This is a genomic window from Streptomyces sp. DSM 120436 (assembly GCF_055778765.1).
On the sequence record NZ_JBSKBS010000001.1, the window covers coordinates 3,106,880 to 3,126,865 of the forward strand.

A 19,986-nucleotide genomic window follows, 5' to 3' on the forward strand; every position below is an offset into this window, starting at 1 on the left:
ACAGCGAGGACGCTGTGAATGTCGGGACCATTCCTCCCGATGTTCCGCTCTCGTGATGTGTGCACCCGATCACGGGTAAACATTCACGGAGAGTTTGATCCTGGCTCAGGACGAACGCTGGCGGCGTGCTTAACACATGCAAGTCGAACGATGAACCTCCTTCGGGAGGGGATTAGTGGCGAACGGGTGAGTAACACGTGGGCAATCTGCCCTGCACTCTGGGACAAGCCCTGGAAACGGGGTCTAATACCGGATACTGATCATCTTGGGCATCCTTGGTGATCGAAAGCTCCGGCGGTGCAGGATGAGCCCGCGGCCTATCAGCTTGTTGGTGAGGTAATGGCTCACCAAGGCGACGACGGGTAGCCGGCCTGAGAGGGCGACCGGCCACACTGGGACTGAGACACGGCCCAGACTCCTACGGGAGGCAGCAGTGGGGAATATTGCACAATGGGCGCAAGCCTGATGCAGCGACGCCGCGTGAGGGATGACGGCCTTCGGGTTGTAAACCTCTTTCAGCAGGGAAGAAGCGAAAGTGACGGTACCTGCAGAAGAAGCGCCGGCTAACTACGTGCCAGCAGCCGCGGTAATACGTAGGGCGCGAGCGTTGTCCGGAATTATTGGGCGTAAAGAGCTCGTAGGCGGCTTGTCACGTCGGTTGTGAAAGCCCGGGGCTTAACCCCGGGTCTGCAGTCGATACGGGCAGGCTAGAGTTCGGTAGGGGAGATCGGAATTCCTGGTGTAGCGGTGAAATGCGCAGATATCAGGAGGAACACCGGTGGCGAAGGCGGATCTCTGGGCCGATACTGACGCTGAGGAGCGAAAGCGTGGGGAGCGAACAGGATTAGATACCCTGGTAGTCCACGCCGTAAACGGTGGGCACTAGGTGTGGGCGACATTCCACGTCGTCCGTGCCGCAGCTAACGCATTAAGTGCCCCGCCTGGGGAGTACGGCCGCAAGGCTAAAACTCAAAGGAATTGACGGGGGCCCGCACAAGCGGCGGAGCATGTGGCTTAATTCGACGCAACGCGAAGAACCTTACCAAGGCTTGACATACACCGGAAAGCATCAGAGATGGTGCCCCCCTTGTGGTCGGTGTACAGGTGGTGCATGGCTGTCGTCAGCTCGTGTCGTGAGATGTTGGGTTAAGTCCCGCAACGAGCGCAACCCTTGTCCCGTGTTGCCAGCAGGCCCTTGTGGTGCTGGGGACTCACGGGAGACCGCCGGGGTCAACTCGGAGGAAGGTGGGGACGACGTCAAGTCATCATGCCCCTTATGTCTTGGGCTGCACACGTGCTACAATGGCCGGTACAATGAGCTGCGATACCGCGAGGTGGAGCGAATCTCAAAAAGCCGGTCTCAGTTCGGATTGGGGTCTGCAACTCGACCCCATGAAGTCGGAGTCGCTAGTAATCGCAGATCAGCATTGCTGCGGTGAATACGTTCCCGGGCCTTGTACACACCGCCCGTCACGTCACGAAAGTCGGTAACACCCGAAGCCGGTGGCCCAACCCCCTTGTGGGGAGGGAGCTGTCGAAGGTGGGACTGGCGATTGGGACGAAGTCGTAACAAGGTAGCCGTACCGGAAGGTGCGGCTGGATCACCTCCTTTCTAAGGAGCACTTCTCACTCGGACTTGTCCGGGTCAGAGGCCAGCATGCGGGCGAACGTCTCGCACTGGTTGCTCATGGGTGGAACGTTGACTACTCGGCACGGTCCAGGACGGACCAGGCGCTAGTACTGCCCCTTTCGGGGGCGTGGAACGCTGATCTGGTCGGCTGGCTGTGTCGGGCACGCTGTTGGGTGTCTGAGGGTGCGGCCGTTGGTCGTCTCTCGGTTGCCGGCCCCAGTGCACTCGAGTGTCATGCTCGGGGTGATGGGTGGTTGGTCGTTGTTTGAGAACTGCACAGTGGACGCGAGCATCTGTGGCCAAGTTTTTAAGGGCGCACGGTGGATGCCTTGGCACCAGGAACCGATGAAGGACGTGGGAGGCCACGATAGGCCCCGGGGAGTCGTCAACCAGGCTTTGATCCGGGGGTGTCCGAATGGGGAAACCCGGCAGTCGTCATGGGCTGTCACCCGCTGCTGAACACATAGGCAGTGTGGAGGGAACGCGGGGAAGTGAAACATCTCAGTACCCGCAGGAAGAGAAAACAACCGTGATTCCGGGAGTAGTGGCGAGCGAAACCGGATGAGGCCAAACCTACGACGTGTGAGACCCGGCAGGGGTTGCGTCGTGGGGGTTGTGGGATCTCTCTTTCATGGTCTGCCGGCCATGAGACGAGTCAGAAACCGTTGATGTAGGCGAAGGACATGCGAAAGGTCCGGCGTAGAGGGTAAGACCCCCGTAGTCGAAACGTCAGCGGCTCGTTTGAGAGACACCCAAGTAGCACGGGGCCCGAGAAATCCCGTGTGAATCTGGCGGGACCACCCGCTAAGCCTAAATATTCCCTGGTGACCGATAGCGGATAGTACCGTGAGGGAATGGTGAAAAGTACCCCGGGAGGGGAGTGAAATAGTACCTGAAACCGTGTGCCTACAAGCCGTGGGAGCGTCGGAGCGAGGCTTGCCTTGCTCTCGTGACTGCGTGCCTTTTGAAGAATGAGCCTGCGAGTTTGCGGTGTGTTGCGAGGTTAACCCGGGTGGGGAAGCCGTAGCGAAAGCGAGTCCGAACAGGGCGCTGTAGTAGCACGCTCAAGACCCGAAGCGGAGTGATCTAGCCATGGGCAGGTTGAAGCGGAGGTAAGACTTCGTGGAGGACCGAACCCACCAGGGTTGAAAACCTGGGGGATGACCTGTGGTTAGGGGTGAAAGGCCAATCAAACTCCGTGATAGCTGGTTCTCCCCGAAATGCATTTAGGTGCAGCGTCGTGTGTTTCTTGCCGGAGGTAGAGCACTGGATAGGCGATGGGCCCTACCGGGTTACTGACCTTAGCCAAACTCCGAATGCCGGTAAGTGAGAGCGCGGCAGTGAGACTGTGGGGGATAAGCTCCATGGTCGAGAGGGAAACAGCCCAGAGCATCGACTAAGGCCCCTAAGCGTACGCTAAGTGGGAAAGGATGTGGAGTCGCAGAGACAACCAGGAGGTTGGCTTAGAAGCAGCCACCCTTGAAAGAGTGCGTAATAGCTCACTGGTCTAGTGATTCCGCGCCGACAATGTAGCGGGGCTCAAGCGTACCGCCGAAGTCGTGTCAATCCAGCAGATAGCCCCAACGGGTGCTGGGTTGGGTAGGGGAGCGTCGTCTGCCGGGTGAAGCAGCCGCGTAAGCGAGTTGTGGACGGTTGACGAGTGAGAATGCAGGCATGAGTAGCGATTCACACGTGAGAAACGTGTGCGCCGATTGACTAAGGGTTCCTGGGTCAAGCTGATCTGCCCAGGGTAAGTCGGGACCTAAGGCGAGGCCGACAGGCGTAGTCGATGGATAACCGGTTGATATTCCGGTACCCGCTGTGGAGCGTCAAACATCGAATCCAGTGATGCTAAGCCCGTGAAGCCGCCGGCTGAGTCTTCGGACGAGGTCGGAGTGGTGGAGCCGGTGACCCGAGCTGGTAGTAGGTGAGTGATGGGGTGACGCAGGAAGGTAGTCCATCCCGGGCGGTGGTTGTCCCGGGGTAAGGGTGTAGCCCGAGTGGTAGGTAAATCCGCCACTCATCAGGGGTGAGACCTGATGCCGAGCCGATTGTGGTGAAGTGGATGATCCTATGCTGTCGAGAAAAGCCTCTAGCGAGTTTCATGGCGGCCCGTACCCTAAACCGACTCAGGTGGTCAGGTAGAGAATACCGAGGCGTTCGGGTGAACTATGGTTAAGGAACTCGGCAAAATGCCCCCGTAACTTCGGGAGAAGGGGGGCCACGCCTGGTGAGGGGCTTTACGCTCTGAGCTGGGGGTGGCCGCAGAGACCAGCGAGAAGCGACTGTTTACTAAAAACACAGGTCCGTGCGAAGCCGTAAGGCGATGTATACGGACTGACGCCTGCCCGGTGCTGGAACGTTAAGGGGACCGGTTAGCTCACTTTCGGGTGGGCGAAGCTGAGAACTTAAGCGCCAGTAAACGGCGGTGGTAACTATAACCATCCTAAGGTAGCGAAATTCCTTGTCGGGTAAGTTCCGACCTGCACGAATGGCGTAACGACTTCTCGACTGTCTCAACCATAGGCCCGGTGAAATTGCACTACGAGTAAAGATGCTCGTTTCGCGCAGCAGGACGGAAAGACCCCGGGACCTTTACTACAGTTTGATATTGGTGTTCGGTTCGGCTTGTGTAGGATAGCTGGGAGACTGTGAAGCCTGGACGCCAGTTCGGGTGGAGTCGTCGTTGAAATACCAGTCTGGTCGTGCTGGATGTCTAACCTGGGTCCGTGATCCGGATCAGGGACAGTGTCTGATGGGTAGTTTAACTGGGGCGGTTGCCTCCTAAAGGGTAACGGAGGCGCCCAAAGGTTCCCTCAGCCTGGTTGGCAATCAGGTGTTGAGTGTAAGTGCACAAGGGAGCTTGACTGTGAGACCGACGGGTCGAGCAGGGACGAAAGTCGGGACTAGTGATCCGGCGGTGGCTTGTGGAAGCGCCGTCGCTCAACGGATAAAAGGTACCCCGGGGATAACAGGCTGATCTTCCCCAAGAGTCCATATCGACGGGATGGTTTGGCACCTCGATGTCGGCTCGTCGCATCCTGGGGCTGGAGTCGGTCCCAAGGGTTGGGCTGTTCGCCCATTAAAGCGGTACGCGAGCTGGGTTTAGAACGTCGTGAGACAGTTCGGTCCCTATCCGCTGTGCGCGTAGGAGTCTTGAGAAGGGCTGTCCCTAGTACGAGAGGACCGGGACGGACGAACCTCTGGTGTGCCAGTTGTTCTGCCAAGGGCATGGCTGGTTGGCTACGTTCGGGAGGGATAACCGCTGAAAGCATCTAAGCGGGAAGCCTGCTTCGAGATGAGGACTCCCACCCACTTGATGGGGTAAGGCTCCCAGTAGACGACTGGGTTGATAGGCCGGATATGGAAGCACGGTAACGTGTGGAGTTGACCGGTACTAATAGGCCGAGGGCTTGTCCTCAGTTGCTCGCGTCCACTGTGTTGGTTCTGAAACCATGAACAACCCCATGCCATGGTCACGGCATGCGGCCGGTTGTCAGTTTCATAGTGTTTCGGTGGTCATAGCGTAGGGGAAACGCCCGGTTACATTCCGAACCCGGAAGCTAAGCCTTACAGCGCCGATGGTACTGCAGGGGGGACCCTGTGGGAGAGTAGGACGCCGCCGAACAATTCTTATAAGGGTTGGTCCCCGAACTTCGGTTCGGGGACCAACCCTTTTTTGCTGTCCGTCACTTGACGTTCACGTTGCTTGTCGAGCATCGCCGGCATGGGAACTGCTGCACTGCTCAGGGCGGCCGGCGTCGGAGCCGGTGACGAGGTCGTCGTACCGGCCTTCGGTAACGTGGAGGTCGCGCAGGCCGTGACGCTCGCGGGAGCGTTTCCGGTGTTCGCCGACATAGATCCGGCGACGTACTGCCTGAACCCGGATGCGGTCGAGGCGGTGCTGACTTCGCGGACCGCGGCGGTGGTGGTCGTCCACCGTTTCGGACGGCCCGCCGACATGGGACAACTGCACGCGCTCGGACAGCGACGCGGGCTCCTGGTGCTGGAGCACACGGAGTTGGACGGGTCGTCCCACGACGAGACGGCGCGGCGGCGGGAGCGGGCCGCGTATCTGGACGCGCGACTGCGGGGGGTGCGGACGCCGGAGGGAGGCGCCGGCCACAGCTATCACCAGTACGTCGTGCGGGTGCCCGGGAACGGTCGGCCCGACCGGGATGCCTTCGCACGTGCCGTGCGGGCGAAGGGAGTTGCCTGCCGGATACCCGTGCGGACACCCGTGCACCGGCTTCCCGACTTCCGGCGTTCCGTGTCGCTGCCGGAGACCGAGCGGGCCGCCGACGAGACGCTCGCTCTGCCGGTCGACGCCTCCCTGACCAAGCGGGACATGCACCGGACGGCGTCTGTGTGCAACGCGCTGGGAGGACTGCTCGCGCCTGCTCTCTGAGCATGGTTGGGAGCACGGCTCCCTTCGGGGTATGATCTATTCCGTTGCCGCGAGGGAAACCGAAGCGACGACAGGCCCCTATAGCTCAGTCGGCAGAGCGTCTCCATGGTAAGGAGAAGGTCAACGGTTCGATTCCGTTTGGGGGCTCAGCGAAAAGGCCCCGCCCCATTGGGCGGGGCCTTTCTCATGCCCTGGGGCGCGGTGGGTGTCAGTCCTGCTGGAGGCCCGGCACGCGCATCGCGAGGATCGCCATGTCGTCGGACGGCGCGTCCGAGGCGAAGCGTTCCACCGCGCGCATGATGCGGGCCGCGACCGCGCCGGCCGTCAGGCCCGTACACGTGGTCAGCACCTCGGCCAGGCCGTCGTCGCCGAGCATCCTGGAGCCCTCGCGGCGCTCGGTGACGCCGTCGGTGACGCACAGCAGGACGTCGCCGGGGTCGAGCGTCACCGTTTCCTCGTACAGCTCCAGGTCCTCCAGGACGCCGAGGAGCGGTTGCGGCTCGGCCGCCGGTTCGACCGTGCCGTCCTGGCGGAGGCGGAGCGGCAGGGGGTGGCCGGCGCAGACCACCTTCAGTTCCGCGCTGCCGTCCTCCTGCGGGCGCATCTCGCCGTACAGGAGCGTGAGGAAGCGGCTGCGCTCGCCCTCGTCGAGGATCGCGGAGTTCAGGCGCTCCAGGACCGACGGGCCGCTGAGGCCCTCCCGGGCCAGCAGGCGCAGCGCGTGCCGGGCGAGGCCGGTGACGGCCGCCGCGTTCGGGCCCGTGCCGCAGACGTCGCCGATGGCGAAGCCGTAGGCGCCGTCGCTGATCGGGAAGAGGTCGTAGAAGTCACCGCCGACCTCGTTGCCCTCGCCGGCCGCGCGGTAGATGACCTCGACCTCGACGCCGTCGATCTGCGGCAGCTCCGGTGGCAGGAGGCTGCGCTGGAGCGACTGGCTGATGGCCGTGCGCTCCGAGTAGAGACGGGCGTTGTCCAGGGCCAGGGCGGCCCGGCGGGACAGGTCCTCGGCGAGCTCCAGGATCTCCTGACGGAAGTGCTCGTCGGTGGGCTTGCCGAGCGTCAGCATGCCGATGACGCGGTTGCGGGCCACCAGCGGGAGGACCACCGTCTCGCCGCCGACCGCGGCGGCCGTGGCGAGGGTCGGGCCGATGCCGGTGGTGACGTGCCGGGTCGGGCCGCCGCTCAGGCCGAGGCTGCGCATGGACGTGCGCAGGGCCGCCTGGTGGGCGACCTCCGCGGGCGCGGACCAGACGCGGGCGCCGGGGGTGGGCACCGGGTCCGGCGGGGGGATCTTCGACAGCAGCGACTTGATGCCGTCGATGAGCTCCTCGTCCTCGTGCAGCACGTAGGACAGGTCCGGCTCGGAGGACTGGTCGGCGATCGTGTAGACCGCGCACCAGGTGGCGAGCGTGGGGACCGTCATCTGGGCCATGAGGGCCAGGGTCTGGTCCCGGTCGAGGGTGCCGGCCAGCAGGTCGGAGGCCTCGACGAGGAAGCTGAGGGAGCCGCGGCGCAGCCGTTCCAGTTCGCCCAGGCGCGCGGACTCCACGGCCAGGGCGATGCGGTCCGCGGCGAACTGAAGGCGCAGCGCCTCCTCGTTGGAGTACCGGCCGGGAGCTTCGGCGGCGACGCCGAGGGAGCCGGTGAGGCGGCCCTCGACCTTGAGGGGCACGGTGACGACCGAGCGCATGCCGGTGCCGTTGAGGAGGGGAACCGCGCCCGGGACGGCCGTGAGGTCCTCGTGGACGGCCGGCATGCGGGCGGAGCCGTAGCGGCCGGGGCCGCCCTCGACGGGGACGCGCGCGAAGCGCTGGCGGGCCGAGGGCAGGCCGGTGGAGGCGCGGACCTCCAGCTCCGTCTCGTCGTCGGTGGCGAGCAGCAGGAAGGCGGAGTCGCCGTCGAGCATGTCGCGGGCGCGCTCCACCGTGCGCTGCAGCAGGCTGTCGAGGTCGTCCGGGGCGGGGGAGCCGATGAAGACCTCGAACGGGTCGGTGCTCTGGCCCTCGGAGCCGCCCGGGGTGTCCGTGGCGGGAACGCGGAGCGGGGTCTGCAGAACCGCCCGTTCGTGGTCGCGCACCAGGAGACAGACGGTTGACGGCTCGCCGTCGGTGTCCCGGACGCGCAGGTGGGAGGCGTACACGGGGATGACGCGGCCGTGGGCGCCCCGGATGCCGTAGCTGCCCTCCCAGCGGGAGAGCCGGAGGGCGTCGGCGATGCCGGTGCCGGTGCCGGGGGTGTGCGGCCAGGCGGCGAGGTCGGTGAGGGGCTTGCCGGTGACCTGCTCCGCGGTGTAGCCGAACAGTTCCTCCGCGTCCTCGTTCCAGGCGGTGATGGAGCCGGCGCGGTCGACCTGGACGACGGCGACGCGGACCCGGGTGTCGGCGAGCGGCAGCAGGTGGGCGGGCAGGGCGGGGCCGGCGGCGCGGGTGCCGACCGGGCGGTCGGGGAGGTCGAGCCGGAACCAGACGGTCTTGTGGGTGGGCGTGTAGTCGACGCCCCAGTGGCCGGCCAGGGCGGCGCAGAGCTGGAGGCCGCGTCCGCCCTCGCGGTCGGGGCTGCCCATGTCGATCGGGGAGCCCTGGAGGGGGATCTCACGCTCGGGATACCGGTCGGCCACCTCGATCCGCACGCTGTCGTCGCTGCGCAGGCAGAGCAGGTCGGCGGAGGTTCCGGCGTGCACCACGGCGTTGGTGACCAGCTCACTGGTGAGCACCACGGCGTCGTCGACGATGTCGCCGAATCCCCAGCCCTGGAGGGTGTCGCGGACGAAGGAACGGGCGCTCGCGACGGATCGTCCGACGGGCTCGAAGCTGGCGGCCGCGCGCGCGGTGATCACAGAACTCCTCGACCGGTTCTCGACGGGCATGGTTCCCTGGCCGGCCGGCTCGTGCCGCTGGTGCGGCAGACCGTCCGCCGGCCGTGGGTCCGGGGGCTGTTCCCCGGGGATCAGTCCGGTGGTCATGGTGTGCGGCCGCCCCTCCGATGCCCGCTCGTCTTCGTGCCACCGCCCAGGCCGGACGCGCCGGCGTGGCTGGACAGCCGCATGCAAGGTTACTTACCTTCGCGGTCCGGGCGGATGCCGGTCTGCGGTGTTTCCGTCCGAGGTGTTCGCCGTCCGGCGGGTGTGCGGACGATGTGCGAAGCTGCCGAACTGTTATGGCCTGGTTCCGCGGGAGTGAAACACTGGGCAGGCTAGTAGGGAAGGTCCGGGGAGGCAGTGTGGCGTCGGAGCCGGGTGGGCAGCAGCACCCTGGCGGCGCCCCGGGACGTCGGACAGGGCATCCCGGTCCGACGGGAACAGCGATTCCGACAGGAAAAGCAGCAAGGAACGACGGGAGCACCCTGGGCGGTGCGACCGGGCACAGCGGTAATGGTCGACCCCTGCGGGAGGGACACAGTGGAGTCTGGCGCAGCGACGCGGAGCACGAAGACGACGCGCGCGGAAGGCGGACAGTCCCTGAGCAAGGCGGGGAAGGCCCGGGGCGGCACCGTGACGGTGGAGGCGGCGGCCATGAACCGTCTGCTGGGCGCCCTGGTGGCGATGCGGGACGGCAACTTCCGCAAGCGCCTCACGGTGACCGGCGACGGCGTGATGGCGGAGATCGCGGCGGTCTTCAACGAGGTCGCCGACCGCAATCTGCACCTCACGGGCGAGCTGGCGCGGGTGCGCCGCATGGTGGGACGTGAGGGAAAGCTCACGGAGCGGCTGGAGACGGGGCCCTCGGAGGGCTCCTGGGCGGCCGCGATCGACCACTCCAACGCCCTGGTGGACGACCTCGTACGGCCGGTCTCCGAGGTCAGCCGGGTGCTGTCGGCGGTGGCGGAGGGTGATCTGTCGCCGCGGATGGAGCTGCGGACGCAGGGGCCGGAGGGGACCGGGCATCCGCTGCGGGGCGAGTTCCTGAAGGTCGCGCGGACCGTGAACAACCTGGTCGACCAGTTGTCGACGTTCACCGACGAGGTCACGCGCGTGGCCAGCGAGGTGGGCACCGAGGGCAAGCTGGGCGGTCAGGCCCAGGTGCGGGGCATGTCCGGGTCCTGGAAGGACCTGACGGACTCCGTGAACACGATGGCGGAGCGGCTGACGGCCCAGGTGCGCGACATCGCGCTGGTGACGACGGCGGTGGCGCGCGGCGACCTGTCCCGCAAGGTCACCGTGCACGTCGAGGGGGAGATGCTGGAGCTGAAGAACACCGTCAACACGATGGTGGACCAGCTCTCCGCGTTCTCCTCCGAGGTGACCCGCGTCGCGCGCGAGGTGGGCACCGAGGGCGCCCTGGGCGGCCAGGCGCAGGTGCCGGGCGTGGACGGCGTGTGGAAGGAGCTCACCGACTCCGTCAACACCATGGCCGGCAATCTCACCGCGCAGGTGCGCGGGATCGCCGAGGTGACGACGGCGGTCGCCAACGGCGACCTGTCGCGCAAGGTGACGGTGCCGGCGCGTGGCGAGGTGGCGCAGCTCGCCGAGACGATCAACCAGATGACCGAGACGCTGCGGATCTTCGCGGACGAGGTCACACGGGTCGCCAACGAGGTCGGCGCCGAGGGGCGCCTGGGCGGTCAGGCGAACGTGCCGGGCGCGGCGGGGACGTGGAAGGACCTGACGGACTCCGTCAACACGGTCTTCCGGAACCTCACCACTCAGGTGAGGGACATCGCGGCGGTCACCACGGCGGTGGCCAACGGTGACCTGTCGCAGAAGGTCACCGTGGACGTGGCCGGCGAGATGCTGGAGCTGAAGAACACCGTCAACACGATGGTCGACCAGCTCTCGGCGTTCGGCGCCGAGGTCACGCGGGTGGCGCGGGAGATCGGCGTCGAGGGCGAGCTGGGCGGTCAGGCGCAGGTGCCGGGCGCGGCGGGGACGTGGAAGGACCTGACGGACTCCGTCAACACGGCGTTCCGCAACCTCACCGGACAGGTGAGGAACATCGCCCAGGTGACGACGGCGGTGGCCAACGGTGACCTGTCGCAGAAGGTCACCGTGGACGTCTCCGGCGAGATGCTCCAGCTGAAGAACACCGTGAACACGATGGTGGACCAGCTGTCGAGCTTCGCCGACCAGGTCACGCGGATGGCCCGGGACGTGGGCACCGAGGGACGGCTGGGCGGCCAGGCGCAGGTGCCCGGGGTGTCCGGCACCTGGAAGGAGCTCACCGACTCCGTCAACTCGATGGCCGGCAACCTCACCTCCCAGGTGCGGAACATCGCCCAGGTCACCACGGCCGTGGCGCGCGGTGACCTGTCGCAGAAGATCGACGTCGACGCGCGCGGGGAGATCCTCGAGCTGAAGAACACCATCAACACGATGGTGGACCAGCTGTCGTCGTTCGCCGACCAGGTGACCCGGGTGGCCCGTGAGGTGGGCACCGAGGGACGGCTCGGCGGCCAGGCACAGGTGCCCGGCGTGGCCGGCGTGTGGCGGGACCTGACGGACTCCGTGAACGGCATGGCGTCCAACCTGACCGGCCAGGTGCGCAACATCGCGCAGGTGGCGACGGCGGTGGCGCGCGGTGACCTGTCGCAGAAGATCACCGTCGACGCGCGCGGGGAGATCCTCGAGCTGAAGAACACGCTGAACACGATGGTGGACCAGCTGTCGTCGTTCGCGGAGGAGGTCACCCGGGTGGCCCGTGAGGTGGGCACCGAGGGCATCCTGGGAGGCCAGGCCGAGGTGCAGGGCGTCTCCGGCACCTGGAAGGACCTCACGCAGTCCGTGAACGGCATGGCGAACAACCTGACCCTTCAGGTGCGGAACATCGCCGAGGTCACCACGGCGGTCGCCAAGGGCGACCTGTCCAAGAAGATCACCGTCGACGCCAAGGGCGAGATCCTGGCGCTGGTGACCACCGTCAACACGATGGTGGACCAGCTGTCGTCGTTCGCGGAGCAGGTGACCCGGGTGGCCCGTGAGGTGGGCACCGAGGGCATCCTGGGCGGCCAGGCGCACGTGCCGGGTGTCACGGGCATCTGGAAGGACCTGAGCGACAACGTCAACCTGATGGCGAAGAACCTCACCACCCAGGTGCGGAACATCTCCCAGGTGTCCGCGGCCGTCGCCAACGGCGACCTGACACGGCAGGTCAGCATCGAGGCGCGTGGTGAGGTGGCACAGCTCGCGGACACCATCAACACGATGGTGAAGACGCTGAGCGCGTTCGCCGAGCAGGTCACGAAGGTGGCCCGCGAGGTGGGCACGGACGGCATCCTCGGCGGTCAGGCGCACGTGCCGGGTGTGGCGGGCACGTGGAAGGACCTCACCGAGTCGGTGAACCAGATGGCGTCGAACCTGACCGGTCAGGTGCGGAACATCGCCATGGTCACCACGGCCATCGCCAAGGGCGACCTCACCAAGAAGATCGACATCGACGCGCGCGGGGAGATCCTCGAGCTGAAGACGACCATCAACACGATGGTCGACCAGCTGTCGTCGTTCGCCGAGGAGGTCACGCGCGTGGCCCGCGAGGTGGGCACCGAGGGCCAGCTGGGCGGCCAGGCGCGGGTGCGGGACGTGGACGGCACCTGGCGGGACCTGACGGAGTCGGTGAACGAGATGGCCGGGAACCTCACCCGGCAGGTGCGCGCCATCGCGCGCGTGGCGACCGCGGTGACCCGCGGCGACCTGAACCTGAAGATCGACGTGGACGCGTCCGGGGAGATCCAGGAGCTCCAGGACTACATCAACAAGATGATCGCCAACCTGCGCGACACCACGATCGCCAACAAGGAGCAGGACTGGCTGAAGGGCAATCTCGCCAGGATCTCCGCGCTGATGCAGGGCCGGCGCGACCTGGAGGACGTGGCCTCGCTGATCATGAGCGAGCTGACGCCGGTGGTGTCCGCGCAGCACGGCGCGTTCTTCCTCGCCATGCCGCTGGTGGACGGCGAGGACCTGGCCGCGGCGGACGACGACCAGTTCGAGCTGCGGATGCTCGGGTCGTACGGCTACTCGATGGGGTCCATGCCGACGTCGTTCCAGCCCGGTGAGGGGCTGATCGGCACGGCCGCGATGGAGAAGCGCACGATCCTGGTGGACAAGGCGCCCAGCGGTTACCTGAAGATCTCCTCGGGGCTCGGGGAGGCGCCGCCGGCCCAGGTGATCGTGCTGCCGGTGGTGTTCGAGGGGAAGGTGCTCGGCGTCGTCGAGCTGGCGTCGTTCACACCGTTCACGGCGATCCAGAAGGACTTCCTCAACCAGATCGCCGAGATGATCGCGACCAGCGTCAACACCATCTCGGTCAACACCAAGACCGAGCGGCTGCTGCGGCAGTCCCAGGAGCTGACCGAGCAACTGCGGGAGCGGTCGGCGGAGTTGGAGCAGCGGCAGAAGGCGCTCCAGGCGTCCAACGCCGAACTGGAGGAGAAGGCCGAGCTGCTGGCCCGGCAGAACCGCGACATCGAGGTGAAGAACACCGAGATCGAGGAGGCGCGGCAGGTCCTGGAGGAGCGCGCCGAGCAGCTCGCGGTGTCCATGCGCTACAAGAGCGAGTTCCTGGCGAACATGTCGCACGAGCTGCGCACGCCGCTCAACTCCCTGCTGATCCTCGCCAAGTTGCTCGCGGACAACGCGGAGGGCAACCTCTCCCCGAAGCAGGTGGAGTTCGCCGAGACCATCCACGGCGCCGGGTCCGACCTGCTGCAGCTCATCAACGACATCCTCGACCTGTCGAAGGTCGAGGCGGGCAAGATGGACGTCTCCCCGACGCGCATCGCGCTGGTGCAGCTCGTGGACTACGTGGAGGCCACGTTCCGGCCGCTGACCGCGGAGAAGGGCCTGGACCTGTCCGTGCGGGTCTCGCCGGAGCTGCCGGCCACCCTGCACACCGACGAGCAGCGGCTGCTGCAGGTGCTGCGGAACCTGCTGTCCAACGCGGTGAAGTTCACCGACTCCGGATCGGTCGAGCTGGTCATGCGGCCCGCCCGGGACGACGTCCCGCAGGCCATCCGGGAGCAGCTCCTGGAGGCCGGTTCGCTGACCGATCCGGACGCGGACCTGATCGCGTTCTCGGTGAGCGACACGGGCATCGGCATCGCGGCCAGCAAGATGCGGGTGATCTTCGAGGCGTTCAAGCAGGCCGACGGCACCACCAGCCGCAAGTACGGCGGCACGGGCCTGGGGCTGTCCATCTCGCGGGAGATCGCGCAGTTGCTCGGCGGTGAGATCCACGCGCAGAGCGAGCCGGGCCGCGGCTCGACGTTCACCCTGTACCTGCCGCTGCATCCGAGCGAGCTGCCGCCCAACGGCTACCAGCAGCCGCCCATGCCGGCGCTGGAGGCGGGGGACCTGGTGGCGTCGGCCGAGCTGACCGCGCCGGAGGCCGAGACTCCGGCGGAGGTGACCTCGTACCGGGAGACGCAGAGCGGGCCGGCGGCGCTGTTCCGGCGCCGGCGTCGGGTCTCGCTCCCGCAGGACCAGCGGGACCAGCGGCCCTCCGCGGAGCTGGAGGAGTGGCCGGCCGTGGAGCAGGAGCCGCAGGCGGCACGGACCCCGCGCCGGGGCATCCGCTTCGGCGGGCAGAAGGTGCTGATCGTCGACGACGACATCCGCAACGTCTTCGCGCTGACCAGCGTCCTGGAGCAGCACGGCCTGTCCGTGCTGTACGCGGAGAACGGCCGCGAGGGCATCGAGGTGCTGGAGCAGCACGAGGACGTGGCGGTCGTGCTGATGGACATCATGATGCCCGAGATGGACGGGTACGCGACGACCACGGCGATCCGGCGGATGCCGCAGTTCGCCGGACTCCCGATCATCGCGCTCACCGCGAAGGCGATGAAGGGCGACCGGGAGAAGGCCATCGAGTCGGGCGCCTCCGACTACGTGACCAAGCCGGTCGACCCCGATCACCTGCTGACGGTGATGGAGCAGTGGATGAGGGGGGAGTGAGACCGGCGGCCGCGGGGCGTGCGAAAGTGGGGAGAAGCCGCGGGGACCGCGTGGGACGGTCGACGTGTCGTGCGCGAAGTCGTGTGGAAGTGCGGTCTCGGGGAACCTTCTGGTCTCGCGCGGCGTTTCCGCTACGTGCACAGTGACATCGCGGTGACAGGGTGTGGCGACAGGCGGGGTGCGGCTACGATGACCGGCACAAGGACGGGCGGCGCAAGGGAGTCGTCCCCTGGGACGGCACCCACCGGTGCTGTGTCAGGTCCTGCGGACAGGGAGGGCCCCAAGCCGGGGCGAGGAGGGCGGGCCATGGTGCAGAAGGCCAAGATCCTCCTGGTCGATGACCGGCCGGAGAATCTGCTGGCGCTGGAGGCGATCCTCTCGGCGCTCGATCAGACGCTGGTGCGGGCATCGTCCGGGGAGGAAGCGCTCAAAGCACTGCTCACGGACGATTTCGCGGTCATCCTGCTGGACGTCCAGATGCCGGGCATGGACGGTTTCGAGACCGCCGCCCACATCAAGCGGCGGGAGCGGACCCGGGACATCCCGATCATCTTCCTCACCGCGATCAACCACGGCCCGCACCACACGTTCCGGGGGTACGCGGCGGGCGCGGTGGACTACATCTCCAAGCCGTTCGACCCGTGGGTGCTGCGCGCGAAGGTCTCGGTCTTCGTCGAGCTGTACATGAAGAACTGCCAGCTGCGGGAGCAGGCGTCGCTGCTGCGGCTCCAGCTCGAGGGCAGCGAGAAGGACACGGGGGAGCCGAAGGAGGCCGCAGGACTGCTCGCCGAGCTGTCGGCGCGGCTCGCCGCCGTCGAGGAGCAGGCCGAGGCGCTCACCAAGCAGCTGAACGACGAGTCGACCGACGCGGCCGCGGTCGCCACGGCGGCCCATCTGGAGCGTAAGCTCACGGGATTGCGGCGGGCGCTGGACGCCCTCGATCCCGGGGCCGGGACCGCGTCGTCGGTGTCCTCGCAGAACTGACCGCGTCCGCTCGGTCCTTGCCCGCCCCCGAGGGCCGTCCCGGCCCTGAGGGGGCGTCAACTCCGAGCCGCGAGGGCACCGTGCGTCAGTTTCACGCCCCGAAGCGGGCGACACGAACGGGTGAAGCACCCGCCACGCGTGTCACGTGCCGTCTCCCCCGGTAACCTCACACCATGGCCTCACGTCCCTCCGCAGCCAAGAAGCCGCCCGCGAAGAAGGCGGCCGCTTCCGCGAAGGCCCCGGCGAAGAAGGCCGCCGTCAAGAAAGCCCCGGCGAAGAAGACGCCCGCCAGGAAGGCGCCCGCCAGGAAGGCTCCGGCGAAGAAGCCCGCCCCCGCCCCGAATCCGACCAGCACCGTCTACCGGCTCGTCCGCGCCCTGTGGCTGGGTCTCGCGCACGCCGTCGGCGCGGTGTTCCGCGGCATAGGGCAGGGTGCCAGGAACCTCGACCCGGCCCATCGCAAGGACGGTCTCGCGCTGTTGCTGCTCGGCATCGCGCTGATCGTCGCCGCCGGCACCTGGGCCGACCTCCAGGGGCCCGTCGGCGACCTGGTGGAGATCCTGGTCACCGGCGCGTTCGGACGGCTCGACCTGCTGGTGCCGATCCTCGTCGCTGTCGTCGCCGTACGGTTCATCCGGCACCCGGAGAAGCCCGAGGCCAACGGGCGGATCGTCATCGGTCTGTCCGCGCTCGTCATCGGCGTCCTGGGACAGATCCACATCGCCTGCGGCTCGCCCGCGCGCGCCGACGGCACGCAGGCCATAAGGGACGCCGGCGGCCTCATCGGCTGGGGCGCGGCCGCGCCGCTGTCGTCCACCATGACCGACGTCCTGGCCGTGCCCCTGCTGGTGCTGCTCACGGTCTTCGGCCTGCTGGTGGTCACGGCCACCCCGGTGAACGCGATCCCGCAGCGGCTGCGCCAGCTCGGCGTGCGGCTCGGCCTGGTGCAGGAGCCGGAGCCGGTGGAGTTCGGCGAGGACGACGAGCGCTACGAGGAGCAGTGGCGCGAGGCGCTGCCGCAGAGCCGCCGCAGGCGCCGTCCGGCGCCCCAGGAGTACGACCCCGGGCACGCGGAGGAGGAGGCGCTGTCCCGGCACCGGCGCCGCCCCCGCCGGTCCGCGGTGCCGCAGCCCGACGCCGACCGGCCCACGGACGCCGTGGACGTGGCCGCCGCCGCGGCTGCCGCGCTCGACGGCGCCGTGCTGCACGGCATGCCGCCCTCGCCGGTCGTCGCCGACCTCACCCAGGGCGTCAGCACCGGCGACGACTACGAGCCGACCACACCGACGCCGGTCCCGGCCGCCCGCCCGCAGCAGGACACGCCCGGGAAGGGCAAGCCGCGGCGGACCGCGCCCGCCGAGGACGAGGGGACCGGGCAGCGGGAGCGGCCGCCCGCGGGCGTGCTCGACATGACCAAGGCGCCGCCGCGCGAACCCCGCGACCTGCCGGCGCGCGCCGAGCAGTTGCAGCTCTCCGGCGACATCACCTACTCCCTGCCCTCCCTCGACCTGCTGCACCGGGGCGGGCCGGGCAAGGCGCGCAGCGCCGCCAACGACGCCGTGGTGGAGGCGCTGCGGAAGGTGTTCACCGAGTTCAAGGTGGACGCCGACGTCACCGGCTTCACCCGCGGCCCGACGGTCACCCGGTACGTCGTCGAACTCGGCCCGGCCGTCAAGGTCGAGCGGGTCACCGCCCTCACCAAGAACATCGCGTACGCCGTCGCCAGCCCGGACGTGCGGATCATCAGCCCGATCCCCGGCAAGTCCGCGGTCGGCATCGAGATCCCCAACACCGACCGGGAGATGGTGAACCTCGGCGACGTGCTGCGGCTCGCGGAGTCCGCCGAGGACGACGACCCGATGCTGGTCGCCTTCGGCAAGGACGTCGAGGGCGGGTACGTCATGGACTCGCTGGCGAAGATGCCGCACATGCTGGTCGCCGGCGCCACCGGCTCCGGCAAGTCGTCCTGCATCAACTGTCTGATCACCTCGATCATGATGCGGGCGACCCCGGAGGACGTCCGGATGATCCTGGTCGACCCCAAGCGCGTCGAGCTGACCGCGTACGAGGGCATCCCGCACCTGATCACGCCGATCATCACCAACCCCAAGCGGGCGGCCGAGGCGCTGCAGTGGGTCGTGCGCGAGATGGACCTGCGCTACGACGACCTGGCCGCCTACGGCTTCCGGCACATCGACGACTTCAACCGCGCGGTGCGCGAGGGCAGGGTCGAGCCGCCCGAGGGCAGCGAGCGCGAGCTGCAGCCGTACCCGTACCTGCTGGTGATCGTGGACGAGCTGGCCGACCTGATGATGGTCGCCCCGCGCGACGTCGAGGACGCCATCGTGCGCATCACCCAGCTCGCGCGCGCCGCCGGCATCCACCTGGTGCTGGCCACCCAGCGGCCCTCGGTCGACGTCGTCACCGGCCTGATCAAGGCGAACGTGCCGTCCCGGCTGGCGTTCGCCACCTCCTCGCTCGCCGACTCGCGGGTCATCCTCGACCAGGCCGGTGCGGAGAAGCTGATCGGCAAGGGCGACGGGCTGTTCCTGCCCATGGGCGCGAACAAACCCGTCCGCATGCAGGGTGCGTTCGTGACCGAGGAGGAGGTCGCGGCCGTCGTCCGGCACTGCAAGGAGCAGATGGCGCCCGTCTTCCGGGACGACGTCGTCGTCGGCACCAAGCAGAAGAAGGAGATCGACGAGGACATCGGCGACGACCTCGACCTGCTGTGCCAGGCCGCCGAGCTGGTCGTCTCCACCCAGTTCGGGTCGACGTCGATGCTCCAGCGCAAGCTGCGCGTCGGCTTCGCCAAGGCCGGCCGGCTGATGGACCTCATGGAGTCCCGGAACATCGTCGGACCGAGCGAGGGTTCGAAGGCGCGTGACGTTCTCGTGAAACCCGAGGAGCTGGACGGCGTGCTCGCGCTGATCCGCGGGGAGTCTGAAGGGTAAGCGGCGGGAACACGGTCGTCATGCCGGGTCGTCCGGCCGGGCGATCGTGACCCTTCCGTAAGCGATCACCGAGCAACCGTCTCCCGTCGGCACACGTCAAGTTGAACGAAGTGTCGGACAGCAGGCCGACCATCGGAATGTCGGGCCATTCCGATGGCGTACATATATGAACGCCCGGTTGCCCCACCCCGTCGTACCCCACCTAGACTGAACCTCCAGCACAGGCGGCTACACGCTCGAAAGGCGCCCCCGTGTCCATCGGCAACTCCCCTGAAGACGAGCGTCCGTTCGAAGACGTTTCCGAGGAAGACCGCCCTTCCGTCTCGGTCGGCCGTGCGCTGCGGCAGGCGCGCGTCGCCGCCGGGCTCACCGTCGACGACGTCAGTACCGCCACCCGCGTCCGGATCGCCATCGTCCACGCCATCGAGCGCGACGACTTCGCGCCCTGCGGCGGCGACGTGTACGCACGCGGGCACATCCGCACGCTGGCCAAGGCCGTGCGGCTCGACCCCGCCCCGCTGCTCGCCCAGTACGAGGCCGAGCACGGCGGCGGCCGCCCGGCCCCCACCCCGGCCGCGCCCCTCTTCGAGGCGGAACGTATCCGTCCGGAGCGGCGCGGGCCCAACTGGACCGCCGCCATGGTCGCCGCGATCGTGGTCGTGATCGGCTTCGTCGGCTTCACGATGGTCACCGGCGACGACGGTGACCAGGCGAACGTCGCCGGTGACACCGAGCCCGCCGCGTCGCCCGCGCCCAGCGCCACCACCGGGACCGCGAAGCCCGTCGTGCCCGCGCCGGAGCCGTCGGACAGCGCCATCGCCGCCGCGCCGCAGGACAAGGTGACCGTCAAGGTCGTCGCCGCCGACGGGCCGAGCTGGATCTCCGCCAAGGACCACAACGGCAAGGTGCTCTTCGCGGAGCTGCTCAAGGAGGGCGAGGACAAGACCTTCCAGGACAGCTCCCGGATCGACCTGGTCCTCGGTGACGCCGGCGCCCTCGACCTGTTCGTGAACGGCGAGAAGATCGAGGACGACTGGCAGCCGGGCGCGGTGGAGCGCCTCACCTACACCAAGGGCGACCCGCAGGCCGGATGACCGGCGTCCGAAGTCGCGATCAGCACGGGGTC

Annotated in this window: 6 protein-coding genes, 1 tRNA gene and 3 rRNA genes; 9 read left to right on the forward strand and 1 reads right to left on the reverse strand. The window is 67.5% G+C overall.

The genetic code is table 11. The features are described from left to right. Positions 1 to 82: 82 nt before the first annotated feature. The 5 genes from ACWH4W_RS14165 (at position 83) to ACWH4W_RS14185 (ending at position 6,185) form a co-directional block, all read left to right on the forward strand. Positions 83 to 1,612 (forward strand): 16S ribosomal RNA (locus ACWH4W_RS14165). Between the two features lie 315 nt (positions 1,613 to 1,927). Further along, positions 1,928 to 5,051 (forward strand): 23S ribosomal RNA (locus ACWH4W_RS14170). Between the two features lie 90 nt (positions 5,052 to 5,141). Further along, positions 5,142 to 5,258 (forward strand): 5S ribosomal RNA (rrf, locus tag ACWH4W_RS14175). Together the 16S, 23S and 5S rRNA genes form the textbook arrangement of a ribosomal RNA operon. Positions 5,259 to 5,372: 114 nt before the next feature. After that, entirely contained in the window at positions 5,373 to 6,038 is a 666-nt protein-coding gene (locus ACWH4W_RS14180; RefSeq protein WP_473077496.1) for a DegT/DnrJ/EryC1/StrS family aminotransferase, read from the forward strand. 74 nt (positions 6,039 to 6,112) lie between these two features. Further along, positions 6,113 to 6,185, forward strand: a tRNA-Thr gene (locus ACWH4W_RS14185). Between the two features lie 61 nt (positions 6,186 to 6,246). On the opposite strand, the gene ACWH4W_RS14190 is transcribed toward ACWH4W_RS14185, so the two are convergent. After that, entirely contained in the window at positions 6,247 to 9,000 is a 2,754-nt protein-coding gene (locus ACWH4W_RS14190) for a SpoIIE family protein phosphatase (protein ID WP_473076085.1), read from the reverse strand. 435 nt (positions 9,001 to 9,435) lie between these two features. On the opposite strand from ACWH4W_RS14190, the gene ACWH4W_RS14195 reads away from it, so the two are divergent. From ACWH4W_RS14195 to ACWH4W_RS14210, 4 genes are all read left to right on the forward strand, one after another. Next, entirely contained in the window at positions 9,436 to 14,922 is a 5,487-nt protein-coding gene (locus ACWH4W_RS14195; protein WP_473076086.1) for a HAMP domain-containing protein, read from the forward strand. Between the two features lie 306 nt (positions 14,923 to 15,228). Continuing rightward, on the forward strand, positions 15,229 to 15,906 hold the full coding sequence (locus ACWH4W_RS14200; protein ID WP_473076087.1) for a response regulator: 678 nt from the start codon (positions 15,229 to 15,231) through the stop codon (positions 15,904 to 15,906). A 173-nt stretch (positions 15,907 to 16,079) separates the two neighbouring features. Continuing rightward, positions 16,080 to 18,860 carry a DNA translocase FtsK gene (locus ACWH4W_RS14205; RefSeq protein WP_473076088.1) on the forward strand — a complete coding sequence of 927 codons (2,781 nt, stop codon included), beginning with the start codon at positions 16,080 to 16,082 and terminating at the stop codon, positions 18,858 to 18,860. A gap of 251 nt (positions 18,861 to 19,111) precedes the next feature. After that, on the forward strand, positions 19,112 to 19,954 hold the full coding sequence (locus ACWH4W_RS14210) for a helix-turn-helix domain-containing protein (RefSeq protein ID WP_473076089.1): 843 nt from the start codon (positions 19,112 to 19,114) through the stop codon (positions 19,952 to 19,954). Positions 19,955 to 19,986 lie beyond the last annotated feature (32 nt).

What these genes read in the sequence shown, in the direction of transcription:
- ACWH4W_RS14190 (WP_473076085.1), bottom strand. Translation starts at nt 9,000, where the DNA reads ATGACCACCGGACTGATCCCCGGGGAACAGCCCCCGGACCCACGGCCG.
- ACWH4W_RS14200 (WP_473076087.1), top strand. Translation starts at nt 15,229, where the DNA reads ATGGTGCAGAAGGCCAAGATCCTCCTGGTCGATGACCGGCCGGAGAAT.
- ACWH4W_RS14205 (WP_473076088.1), top strand. Translation starts at nt 16,080, where the DNA reads ATGGCCTCACGTCCCTCCGCAGCCAAGAAGCCGCCCGCGAAGAAGGCG.